Consider the following 12,697-nt stretch of genomic DNA (forward strand, 5'->3'; position numbering starts at 1 on the left):
GATGGAAACAAAGAATATAATGATCGTGGGCGTTGGCGGACAGGGCTCACTTCTTGCAAGTAAACTCCTTGGACATCTCTTAATGAGCCAGGGCTATGACGTTAAGGTTTCAGAAGTACACGGAATGAGCCAGAGAGGCGGATCCGTTGTCACATACGTAAGATACGGCGACAAGGTCTTTTCCCCTGTGATCGACAAGGGCGAGGCAGACTACATCGTATCATTTGAAATTCTGGAGGCTGCAAGATGGCTTCCCTTCCTTAAGAAGGACGGCCAGATCGTGACCAACACCCAGCAGATCGATCCCATGCCTGTTATCACAGGAGCAGCAGAGTATCCTTCTGACCTGGTAAAAAAGCTTAAGGAGTCCGGTGCCAAAGTTGATGCCCTCGACTGCCTCTCTCTCGCAGAAGAGGCCGGCTCAGCAAAGGCTGTAAACATTGTTCTTCTCGGAAGACTCTCCCACTACTTCGATCTTCCTGAAGAAGCATGGATGAAGTCTCTTGAAGCAAATGTACCCGAGAAATTCCTGGAAATGAACAAGAAAGCATTCCAGCTTGGCAAAAATCAGTAATTCTTTTAATTGGGAGGAGTATCTTATGGAGCATTATTATCAACCCGAGATTGAATGTGCCCCTAATGAGGAAATAAGGAAGATTCAATCAGAAAAGCTTGTAAAACAGGTAAAGCACGTATGGGACAATGTCCCTTACTACCGCAAAAAGATGGAAGAAAAAGGAGTTACACCTGACGACATCAAATCTGTTGATGATCTTCATAAGCTTCCTTTCCTCTCCAAAGCAGATCTGCGTGAGACCTATCCCGACGGACTTCTTGCAGTTCCCAAGGACGACGTTGTCAGAATCCACTCAACATCAGGCACAACCGGTAAAAGAGTTGTTGCCTATTATACACAGAATGATATAGACCTCTGGGAGGATTGCTGCGCAAGAGCCATCATGGCTGCAGGCGGAACCAATGAGGATGTTGTTCAGGTTTCCTACGGCTATGGTCTGTTCACAGGCGGTGCAGGACTTCACGGCGGTTCACACAAGGTCGGAAGCCTTACAATCCCCATGAGTTCAGGTAATACCGACAGACAGATCATGTTTATAAAAGACCTTAACGCTACAATCCTGTGCTGTACACCAAGCTATGCTGCATATCTTGGCGAGCGTATGCAGGAAATGGGATACGGCCCAGATGATATTCCTCTTAAGGCAGGCATCTTTGGTGCTGAGGCCTGGAGTGAAGAAATGAGACAGAGCATCCAGAAGACCATGGGCATCAAGGCTTTCGATATCTACGGTCTTACAGAGCTCTCCGGTCCCGGAGTTGCCTTTGAATGTTCAGCTCAGCAGGGAATGCACATCAATGAAGATCACTTTATTGCTGAGATAATCGATCCCGATACCGGCGAGGTGCTTCCTGAAGGCGAGCAGGGTGAACTTGTGTTTACAGCTATCGACAAGGAAGCTTTCCCCATGATCCGTTATCGCACCAAGGATATCTGCAGACTTTCAAGAGAGAAATGCTCCTGCGGAAGAACCCATGTCAGAATGGCTAAGCCTATGGGAAGATCAGACGACATGCTCATCATCAGAGGTGTCAACGTATTCCCGAGCGAGATCGAGACTGTTCTTCTCAACAACGGTTATGCAGCTAACTACCAGATCGTTGTTGACCGTGTAAACAACACTGATACTCTTGATGTTCAGGTTGAGATGACACCTGAGATGTTCAATGATAATGTCGGTGAAGTTGAAGAGAGACAGAAGAAACTCATGGCTGACCTTAAGTCAATGCTCGGCATCAAGGCTAAGGTTTCACTTCTTGCTCCTAAGTCCATCGCAAGATCAGAGGGCAAGGCTGTCAGAGTTATAGATAAGAGAAAGATCTGATGTTATAATTAATTCAGGAGGATAAGAGAATGAGCGTACAGCAGATTTCCGTTTTTCTTGAGAATAAACCCGGAACCCTGAAGAAAATGACAGGCGTTCTTGCTTCCCACGGCATCGACCTCAGAGCAACTTCCCTGGCAGAGACCAAGGACTTTGGAATTGCAAGACTTATTGTGGATGATGCTCTGGAAGCTGTCAGCACTCTTAAGGAGCACGACTTTGTAGCAAGCCTTACACCGGTTCTCGCAATCGAGATTCCAGATGAAGCCGGCGGACTTGATAAGCTCCTTGATAAGTTTACGGATGAGTCCGTAAATATTGAGTATATGTATGCTTTCCCGGGTGGCAGGAACACAGACAGAGCCTGCATGATCTTCCGTGTTGCAGACACCAAGGCTGCTGAAGCACGTCTTACAGGCGCAGGTGTCAAGGTTCTTACCCAGGAAGAGATTTCCAACATCTGACACTACAGTAATACCAAAGGGCCCCGCCTTTATGACGGAGCCCTTTTTCATTTTTTATTTTAGTCTGCTCCCTTTTGAACATTCCTTAGCGCCTCCTGAATATCATGATCGTAGGAAAGCATGGGTTCTATGTCTTTCCCCATTATCTTCCTGTCAGTATAATTCCTGGTAAGCTTAATGATAAGCGGAAGCTGCGACAGCACACCTATGAGATTAGGTATGATCATAAGTCCGTTGAAGGTATCAGAGATGTCCCATACAAAGTTATTTATCTCATTATTTACCTGAATTACCGTTTCCATTTAGTATCTCCAACATTCCCTCATAGTCAAACTGATCAGCCATCATGCGAAGGGCACTAAACTTTTCAGCCTCATTTTCCGGTATTGCATAACCTTCTACTTCCTTAAAGACAGCATCGATAGCATCACAGTCCATGGCATCAGCGCCATCCCTAAGTCCTTCATAGACGCTTTCCATAAGAAACTCATCCGCAAGAGGCTTTGGCTCTTTTTCTGCATCCGCAGGTGTATCCTCTTCAAATAATTCACTGAGTTCATCTTTAAAGCTTCTATACTCACGCAAAAATACCGAGTGGTTCTGCTTGATGTAATCGTATCTTTCTTCTTTTCCCGCGTTTTCAAGAAGCTGTGCCTTTTCGGATATTCCCATCGCACCTATAAGACGGCATGAACTTTTCAGCGCATGCACCTTGATAACATAGTTGCTGTAATCCTCTTCATAATAGTATCTGTCGAGTTCCTCTGCCTTACTGTCTATGGAATCATAGAAGAACTTGAGAATTTTCCTGAAGCCTTCCTCTGATCCATTGTTCTTGATCGCTAATTTACCATCGATTCCGTCAATGGCCTCATACCATTTCAAAGGCTCTTTTACCTCCTCTTCATCTACTGCATCGTAATCCTCCTGCTCATCTCTGAAAAGGCGCATGCTTTCATTGAAGTAGGAATTTAAGTTGTAAGACTTGTTGGACTTAACAAAGTATATGATACCGAAGGTTCCGGGGCCACAGTTTGAAGATATGGCAGCTGAAGCCTGCTTGAACACAACGTTCTCGAAATAAGCTTTCTTACTGATCTCCTCTTTGATCCACCTGAGGGTCTCTATCGGAACGTTGACATAAGTTACAATTACAACTTCCGGATCCGGAATCACATCTACAGGAAATACCTTATTTATGTATTTCCTATATGCTCTTTGGGTACTGCCAAGCCAGATGCCTCCGATCTTTAAGGCATCATCTCTTAATCTAAGGCATGGATGAAGGGAGAGACTCCTTGCAAGCTGATCAAGTTCCGGTCTGATAAATCCCCTCTTAGCCATGGTTTCTGTATCATCGATAATAAAGCTGCATCTTAATCTCTTCTTTACGTCCTCCAGCTCTGATACAATTTCCTCTACGGAAGCATTCATCTGTGCAAGCTTGATGGCGATAAGAATTAAAATTCCGGTAGCTGAGGATACAGACTCAGAATTTACTACGGTAACATTGTCAAAAGACCTTGCTGCTTCACATGCAAGTTTGTAGTCCTCACTCATACCTGTCGATATAGCTATGTGAATGATATGGTGAGCCTGCTTGAGATTCATTGCAAAGAAATCTCTGTAAGCAGCTTCATCCGGTGGCGAAGATTCGGCCTGTTTTCCTGTGCTCATATAACGCACAAGTTCATCGGCACTCATCTGTACACCGTCTTTGAATACGCCCTCCTCTGTCTTGATAAGGAAAGGCAAAATAGGAATAAACCTGCTGGTAAGTACCTCCGGCAGATCACACATACTGGTCGATGTTATAAGAAGAGGCATCTTGCCCGAGTATCCGGCAGAGGCGTTAATGTCCGCCTTATCAACAACCATATTGCTCTTCCTGACAATAAGCTTATCAGGAACGATATATCTCATAAGCGTGCTCTCAAGAGATTCGCTGGAGACGGGCTTTACCAGATATCCGTCAAATCCTGCTCTGTAATAGGTCTCTCTGTCAACGGAGCCGGCATTGGCCGTAAGTACCACTATAGGTGTTGATCTGTTAAGTCCGCCATCCTGATTTCGAATGTTTGAAAGACATTCTATTCCATCCATCTCAGGCATTATGTGGTCCATGAGTATGGCGTCGTATTTTTCCTTAAGGCACATCTCCAATGCTTCTTTTCCGCTCATTGCTCCGTGAATCACCATCTGAGTTCCTTCAAGAAGCTTACACTCAACCTCAAGGTTTATCTCATTATCGTCAACGATAAGAACCTTTGCCTCAGGAGCATGGAAAAGATTCTCATAGGTCTTTCTCTTTGACTCACTCTCGCTGTGAATATTAAGATTTCCAATTGCTGTAGAATCCGCAATCTCCTGAGAAAACGAAACAGTAAATGTAGAGCCTTCTCCGTAAATACTGTTTACAGACACTGTTCCGCCCATGAGTTCTGTCAGGTTCTTTACAATTGAAAGACCCAGTCCCGTTCCTTCAATGTGTCTGTTCTTACTTTCATCAACTCTCTTAAACACATCAAAAATAAAGGGCAGGGCTTCCTTCTTGATTCCAATTCCGGTATCAGAAACAGACATGGTAATATCTACCATATCTCCGCCTCTGATCTCGCTCTCAACTCTAAGATCCACAGAACCTTCGGATGTGTATTTTATGGCATTATTGATCAGATTTACCAGAATCTGCTTGATACGAACTTCATCGCCATAAAGGACGCTCGGAAGCTTAGGATCTATGATAACGTTGAACTTAAGCCCCTTGTCATTGGCTCGTCCCCAGAACATGTTTACAATTTCAGAAAACATGTCGCCTACATTATAGTTGACCGGTACAAGCTCCATACTTCCCGCTTCCACCTTTGAGAAGTCCAGAATATCATCAATAAGAGTAAGGAGCATCTTACCGGAGCCCTGGATTCCCGATGCCTCTCTTATAACCTCATCCGAAGCGCTCTTGTCACGCAGGATGAGCTCATTAAGTCCAAGAATGGCATTTATAGGCGTGCGGATCTCATGGCTCATGCTGGAAAAGAATCTGTTCTGAGCGCGAGAAAGGTCCTCAGCTTTTTTTGCTGATTCTCTGGCTTTTTTGTTCTCGCCCATATACATATAATTCTGGAGCCATGTCATGGAAAAGCAGACAAAGCCCACAAGAACAATAGATATAAACGAGTCAACCAGGAACATCTCATTGGAGTGCTTGTAGATAAGCTCAGGATAAAGGTATTCAAGTGTATAACAGATAGTAGCCATGATCACAATACAGACAAAAGTGACTATCCTCCAGGCTCCGGCAAGAACAAGGCCTGCATAGGTGAAGGTGAATATAAACCAGATAATGCCTCCGCCTCTGATACCACCGCCAAAGAAGTACAGTCCCGGAAGGATCAAAAATACCAGTCCCAGAACCGTAACCTTTATGGAAAACTCAATCTTTTTTCTGCGAAAGCCATAAAGCATGACGCCGGGAATAAAAATGACAGCACCGACAATAACCCATATTTCATATGGATTTTCTTTTAAGATAATATCTCCGAACAGGGCTATAATGGCCGTCACTTCACAGACAACTGTCAGTGCAAGATAGACTCTCTCCCTAAACTCCCTCTCCGGGTCCATTATCGCTTTTATTATTCTGATTATAACCGCGTCTTTCTTCATGATGCCTGCCCTCCTCTATCTGTGCCGTTTTGGGCAAGTACCTTGAGCATAACATGCTCAAACTCCGGGATACTCATGGGCTTTGCGATAAATCCGTCAAACCCTTCCCTCATGAACATCTCTCTGGCTCCTGAAACTGCGTTGGCAGTAAGAGCAATTACAATTGCTTTCTTATCTCTTTCTTTTGCCGCCGCTTTGATGAGTTTCATTGCTTCCACACCATCCATTTCAGGCATCATATGATCCATGAAGATAACATCATAATCATGTTTACGATATTTTTCGACAGCCTCTTTTCCGCTTCCTGCGACATCTGTGTACATCTCGAAATCTTTAAAGATTCCTTCCGCAACAATCAGATTCATCGGCTCATCATCTACAATCAAAGCTCTTATGCCTCTAAGGTTAGGGTGAGTGACCTGATCGATGCTATCAAGACCGGTTGCCTCGTAGCCCTCATTTATAACCCTGGTGACAGGATAGCCGTACAGAGGCTTGGGCAGAACGATGACACGGCTTCCGGGTATTGGTTTAAATCCGGGATTGGAGGATACTGCTATAACAACGCCGTTTTTGCTCAGCTCTTCAAAGTATCCCGTGTTATCCTGATACTCCTGCTCACCCATAAAAATGGCCGATATTTCGCTCTTCTCTCTTATGTGTTCAATTTCTTTTACTGTTTCAGCAGAATAAAGAGATACCTTCAATCCGGTTGCGAGATTGGTAGCCATAGCCTTTATGAAATCGCGCACCTTAGGCACTTTAAACTTATCCGAACGTGAATGGAAAATAATATCTCCCGAATAATTTTCTGAAATGGACAAACCGGGAGTCTGATCTATTACTTTCTGAGGGATTGTTACTCTGACTGTGGTTCCGCTTTTCGGTGTACTCTCAATCTTAACAAAACCGCCCATACTGTGGGCAAAACCATATACAATGTACAGACCCAGTCCTATTCCTCCGGTGTTACGATTTCTCTTTTTATTAACCTGATACATGCTTTCGGAAACCATTGCAATGGATTTGCGATCGATACCAATACCGGTATCAGTCACTTCTATGCAAAGATTAACGCCATAGTCAGTTTTCTCTGCATATACTCTTACATAGATGCCACCCCTTCTGGTGAACTTAACTGCATTCTCCAAAAGGTGCCTGAATATCTTATGAAGCTTTTTGGAATCTCCCTGCATCTTTAAAGGTACTCTTGGATCAAGGTCAACTATCAGATCCAGATTTTTGTCGTTTTCCAGCATTCTGTATTCTACGACTATATCATTTATAAGCGATGTACAGGTGTATACATCCTCTTCGAGAATCATATTTTCACGCTTACACTCTGTGTAATCCTGAATATCTTCAATCTGATAGGCAAGCCTGTTTCCGGCCTGTTTGATGGAGTACGCCTCTTTGCCGAGATCTTTTTTAATCTGCATCTCACTCATGCCAAGCACAACGTTTACAGGAGTTCTCAGCTCATGGGAGATATTCGAAAGAAAGTCCTCCATATCGGCATCTACTGCTTCTATTCGGGCTTCTTTTTCTTCTCCTTCATTTATCATTTCAATCCTGTCTCTTACAAATCTTATGCAGATGAAATAAACCATAGTAACTATGGCTATATGAAGCAGCAGTCTTGAGGTATTTACTGTGTCAAAGGGAGCGCTCTTCTCTTTTCCCGCAAGATAAAGCTGGATTCCAAGGACGATCCAGTATTCAACAAAGAGAAGATTTAAGATGTAAATATGATTTAAGAGGGAAAGCGCAACCATAACAAGAACAATGACTATGGCTACATCATAATAAGAAGTTCCATGTACGCCATGATAGAATACCATAAGCATAACATAGACCAGATATGCCACCTGCCTTACTTTATATTCAGGGTTTCCTGTGATGTGCATGCCCCACAACGAAACAGCTCCTACCATAAGAAGTGGCGGAACCCAGAATTCCCACCCAAGCATAAGGCTCTCGATTGAAAGCCCGATACAGCCAATGGATATAAGCAGAATGATAAGTCTCTCGTTATTACTACGGTTCATATTATTCCTCATTACTCTCAAAAGAAACGTGCTTAGCTATATATTCCATCTTGGCCGATCCGGTATTCATCTCAGCAAAGGCTTTTTCTATGCGCCCTGCAACCATATCGCCTTCTTCTTTGGTGATAATGGGCAAGAATACCAGAATCTGGTCTGACTTGATCTGTACTATGGCATCACTTTTCCTGAGTTTATTCTTAAGCATTTCAATGAACTGCTTTGTAAAGTCTGATAAGTTCTCATCTTCATCAACCGACAGGTTAAAGAGTATCTTCTCGGCACCTTTTTTATATCTGGAGAGGAAGCGGATTGAAAATCTATAGATCTGGTAGAAAGTCTCTTTTCCTATGACCATTGCACCGTCGGCTTCGCCACGTTCCTCCATGATACGGCTAAGTCTTGAAAGATCAGCCTCTAAATCGCTCTCATCGTCCGAGGCCTTATCATAAATTTCCTCATCATAAATCTGGGCACCATGCTTGCCACTTTCCTTTGCTCTGTACATGGCGGAGTCGGCGCACTTAAAGAGAGTGGTATAATCTCTTGTATGCTTCGGAACAAAGGCTGCGCCTACTGAAATACCTATAGGCAGATCAAACTCTTCTCCCATCAGCTTTACGCACCTGTTCAGGATCTGATCGTTTAATCTGTCAGTGAGACTTTTTACCGCATTCTCAGAAGTAATGTTTCCGAAAAATCCCAGAAACTCATCGCCGCCTATCCTGCTTATTACATCCTCTTCTCTTGTGTTATGCTTCACGATCTCAGAGAAGGCGATCAGCACCTGATCTCCCATATCGTGACCGTAGATATCATTGACCAGCTTGAAATTATCCAGGTCAAAGAGCAGCATTGCCCCGGTGTGATCCTGACATATCTCTGTTATTTTCTCAATTCCGCTGGCCTTATTCATAAAACCGGTAAGCTTATCGAGAGTAGCCTTTTCAGTCAGGAGCTCAATGGTTTTATGACTTTCGATAGTATTGAAAATACGGCTTATAAAAATATCTTTATCAATCGGCTTTCTTACAAAATCTGAAGCGCCGTCTCTAAGGCCTCTTCTTTCTGCCGCCGTATCGTTTTCGCCGGACAAAAAAATAACCGGAGTGGTATGTCTTCCCAGTTTCTCCTCAAGAGCCCTAAGGGCATGGAATGTTTCAAATCCATCCATATCGGGCATGAGAATATCCAGGACTACCAGGTCCGGTGTATTTGTCTCCATGAATTTTAAAAGCGCAGCACCTGAGCGCAAAGGGCTAACGCGCATAGCATACCCTTCAAGCAGGTCTTTTGCGCTTCTAAGCAACAATGCATCATCATCTACTACAGCTATCCAATATCCCACGCTATCATCTCCGTTATTCGTTGACAGGACATATTTCTGCATAATATTCCATAATAAAATTGTACGATATTCAGCGGGATAAATGTATTAAAAAACAATAACTTTTTATGGTTATTTAGTTGTTATTTCAAATTCGTAAGCCGTGTTATAGGTCGCTACGTAAAGGGTGTCGCCTACTGCATTAAACTGGTATGCCGCGCTCCTTACAGGGATCTTTTCCATGATCTGACCTGTAAATCTGTCAAGAAGATAGATGAAGTCAGGCTCGGCTGTGAATCCGTATCCGCAGATGATAGTGTCTTTTACCAGAAGGAAGTTGTTGCTGTTGGCAACAAGAGGTTCACTTCTCCAGAGAACGTATCCGGTGTCGGGAGCAATTGCTACCATGTAGCTGCTGTTTGGCTCCTCGGAAGAATAGCCGTTGTGGCCAATTGAAACATAAAGTGTTCCGTCGTAGATCTTGGCCCACCTGATGTACTGGGTTGTCCTTGAGTAAGTGCCTGTCTCCTCATCAGGTCCGTTGCAGAGATCGTACAGATCAAGGCTGTAGAGAAGTGTGTCTCCTGAGTGGTCGTAAATATCCAGTCGGTTGTACATGTATGCGTAGTCCATTGGCATTTCACCAACGTAGGTGTAGTCATCATCGGAATAAGGGAGCTTTGCAACCTCGAACCCGTGCTGGTCTGCCCAGGCCTCGGTATCAAGCCAGTCTGTCTTTTCCTCATTGGTCTTCGTCAGGGTAATGTGCTCTCCGTCATCGGGGCCTCTTCCGTCCTCTGTGAAGGCTTTCCAGCTCTTGTTTGCAACCTTGATACCCTCGCTATTTACCAGGTGGAACTCGCCGTTTTCGTCCTCTACATAGTTGGGACTTGAGGGCTGTATCATCTCTTTTTCCATCTCTCTTGCTCCGACCATTGTCTCTTTTTCCAGGTCAGATGTGGGGATGTACTCTTCCTTGATAAGGTCAGGATACTTATCATAGGTTAGAAGGATTTCCTGATATCCTGCAGCGTAGGAAGCCATCTCATAGGGCGAGAATACTATGTGAAGTCCTTCTGTGGTGATATTCCAGGTGTAGAGGTTATTATTGATCTTGGCCTCGTAATAATCGTTAATTGTCTGACCCTCATCAAGGAAGGTAAAGGAATCAAATTCATCTTTTAGTTCAGGGTATGAGGCGTAGAGCTCGTCATGGATTGCCTTGGCTGCTTTGGCTGTGTCGTTTAAAACCTCTGCGAACTCCATGGTTTTGCCTGTTGCCGGATCAATATTGACTGATTCAGTGCTGTGACTTGGATGTGCTCCGCCTGAGTAGTCGTAGTAGCTTACAAGAACGGTGAACAGAGCATCGTCTGCCCTTACTACATCAGCAGATATCTCAGATGAATAGGGATAATCGATAGGTGTCTCGCTGTCCATCTGATAGAAAGCGTACTCGTTAACGCTGTACTCAACGCTGTCTTTCCAAAAGGCGTTAAGGTTATATATTTCAGAATACAGGTTTAAGTACTGGCCGGAAAACTCTGGAGTCATCGCAATCTCCGGGTAGCTTCCGGTAGAAACCTCTTTTCCTGAAACCTCGCAGGATACCGGGTGGGTTACGATGGTGATGGGCTTTTCGTCTGTTTTGGCATCTTCATCTCCTGTACCTTCGGCAGTCCCTTCACTTGCGCCTTCTTCGCTACTTGCATCCGTCTCTGCTGCCTCAACGCTGGCGCTCTCTGTTCCCGCGTTCTCATTAGTCTTCCCGCATGCCGACAATGATGCTGTAATCAGCGCAGTGGCTGTAATTATCGTAAGTATTCGTCTTTTCATAACATTTCTCCTCTAAAAAAACTACAGCCACCATTATACCACTTTTTGAGCCCCGGGGACGGAGTCAGTGGCTCATTTTGGGGTCCCTGGACGGAGTCATAGGACAATTTTCGTCTGATCTACTGTATAGAAGTTATTTTTATCCTGGCACAGTAGCGTTTTTTACTATCTACGCAAGTACCTACTGTATATGCATGTTTTTACTTTCTATACAGTAAGATTTTCCTTGTTAAACCATACCATATCCATATGTAAGAGCTTTTTAGCAACTTTTTCAACAGTATCTATTGCAAATCTATTTCCATACAGTAGCATCTCACTGAATCTTGTGCTCTCTCTGACTGTAAATACAAACTTTTCGTTCATATACAGTAGCTTTGCATGATGCAGTGATTTCCGCTTACGGTATGCACATAGGTTTTGCATGTATACAGCCGTCTTAAAGGACTAGGCAACAAAAAAGAGTCAAAAAGAACCGTCCCCATTGACTCCCCATTGACTCCTTTTATTTGATTGATTCATATTTCCAAAAGCTTGGCTGCATTTTCTCCAAGGATGAGCTTTTGCTCTTTCTCTGATAAAGGCAATTTTTCAATAAACCGCCTGCTCTCTTTCTGTTTAGTCCAGGGACTGTCGGAGCCAAAGAGCATATGTTCCGGGCCAAAGGCGCGGATGATCTTCATGTAACCATTAGAATCAAGCATTCTGGTGTCCTTATCATCCCAGTAGCCATCGCCATTAGGCTCAATGTAATCAGATGAAAACGAAGTATCCAGGTACACCCCTGTATCAGCAAGAAGCTCCGGAACCTCATCCCAGTTTGTCCAGCCACCCATATGAGCAAGTATAAACTTAAAACCACTATCCTTCTTGTCACCTTCTCCCGGCAGGATCAGATTATGGCTATTACCTTCAATCTCATTCCAAACATTTCTGCACATCTTTGGTGAGCAATGAACTACACCCGGAAATCCGATATCAATGCCAGCATGTGTCAGAACAATAAGTCCGTTCTCCGCTGCGCAATCAATTATTCTAAGGAACTTTACGTCATCTATGTCACATTTTTGATAGACAGGATGGAGCTTGATTCCCTTAATCCCATGTTCTGCTATTCTTCTTAGCTCCGTCCGATAATCAGAAAACTCAGGATGGATGCAGCCAAAGGAAAGAACTCTTCTCCTTCCAGATACATCACTGTCATTATTCTCATCAAAGTATTTTTCATTATTTCTCAGCGATGAATCGTTGACCTTCACAACTTGCGACGGAGCTGTCGCAACAGGAACAACCACCGAGACATCTATGTCAGCTTCCTCCATAGAGGCCAGAATCCCACTAACTGTCCCATCCGTATGTGCCTTAATGTGTGCTTCCCTGCTCAGCGCGTCTATTGCTCCGGCAGCAATCTTATCCGGAAATGTATGTGTATGAATATCAATGACCATATCGGTTAAT

General features: G+C 44.0%; 10 protein-coding genes. 3 read left to right on the plus strand and 7 right to left on the minus strand.

Annotation, left to right across the window (positions count from 1 at the left end; translation table 11 throughout):
- The first annotated feature begins 1 nt into the window (after position 1).
- The 3 genes from G633_RS0116085 to G633_RS0116095 are packed head-to-tail and all read left to right on the plus strand — an operon-like array spanning position 2 to position 2,365.
- A complete protein-coding gene (locus G633_RS0116085; RefSeq protein ID WP_022768594.1) occupies positions 2 to 574 on the plus strand; it encodes an indolepyruvate oxidoreductase subunit beta in 573 nt (190 codons plus the stop codon).
- Between the two features lie 25 nt (positions 575 to 599).
- Positions 600 to 1,901, plus strand: a complete 1,302-nt coding sequence (locus tag G633_RS0116090) for a phenylacetate--CoA ligase family protein (protein WP_026520546.1) — start codon at positions 600 to 602, stop codon at positions 1,899 to 1,901.
- Positions 1,902 to 1,930: 29 nt separating this feature from the next.
- The gene (locus tag G633_RS0116095; RefSeq protein ID WP_022768596.1) at positions 1,931 to 2,365 is read left to right on the plus strand and encodes an ACT domain-containing protein; all 435 of its coding nucleotides are present in this window, start codon (positions 1,931 to 1,933) and stop codon (positions 2,363 to 2,365) included.
- A gap of 59 nt (positions 2,366 to 2,424) precedes the next feature.
- On the opposite strand, the gene G633_RS0116100 is transcribed toward G633_RS0116095, so the two are convergent.
- The 7 genes from G633_RS0116100 to G633_RS0116130 form a co-directional block, all read right to left on the minus strand.
- On the minus strand, positions 2,425 to 2,667 hold the full coding sequence (locus G633_RS0116100) for an alanine:cation symporter family protein (protein ID WP_022768597.1): 243 nt from the start codon (positions 2,665 to 2,667) through the stop codon (positions 2,425 to 2,427).
- Positions 2,642 to 6,031, minus strand: coding sequence for a DegV family protein (locus G633_RS18835; RefSeq protein ID WP_022768598.1), 3,390 nt, complete (start codon positions 6,029 to 6,031; stop codon positions 2,642 to 2,644). The genes G633_RS0116100 and G633_RS18835 overlap by 26 nt, the downstream gene beginning before the upstream one ends.
- On the minus strand, positions 6,028 to 8,079 hold the full coding sequence (locus tag G633_RS0116110; protein WP_022768599.1) for a hybrid sensor histidine kinase/response regulator: 2,052 nt from the start codon (positions 8,077 to 8,079) through the stop codon (positions 6,028 to 6,030). The genes G633_RS18835 and G633_RS0116110 overlap by 4 nt, the downstream gene beginning before the upstream one ends.
- 1 nt (position 8,080) lies before the next feature.
- Entirely contained in the window at positions 8,081 to 9,424 is a 1,344-nt protein-coding gene (locus G633_RS0116115; RefSeq protein ID WP_026520547.1) for a GGDEF domain-containing response regulator, read from the minus strand.
- A 111-nt stretch (positions 9,425 to 9,535) separates the two neighbouring features.
- Entirely contained in the window at positions 9,536 to 11,239 is a 1,704-nt protein-coding gene (locus G633_RS0116120) for a DUF3298 and DUF4163 domain-containing protein (RefSeq protein WP_022768601.1), read from the minus strand.
- Between the two features lie 207 nt (positions 11,240 to 11,446).
- On the minus strand, positions 11,447 to 11,605 hold the full coding sequence (locus G633_RS20020) for a hypothetical protein (protein WP_022768602.1): 159 nt from the start codon (positions 11,603 to 11,605) through the stop codon (positions 11,447 to 11,449).
- A 152-nt stretch (positions 11,606 to 11,757) separates the two neighbouring features.
- A complete protein-coding gene (locus tag G633_RS0116130; protein ID WP_026520548.1) occupies positions 11,758 to 12,687 on the minus strand; it encodes an amidohydrolase family protein in 930 nt (309 codons plus the stop codon).
- Positions 12,688 to 12,697: the final 10 nt, after the last annotated feature.

This window comes from Butyrivibrio sp. FCS006, assembly GCF_000424525.1.
GTDB lineage: Bacteria > Bacillota > Clostridia > Lachnospirales > Lachnospiraceae > Butyrivibrio.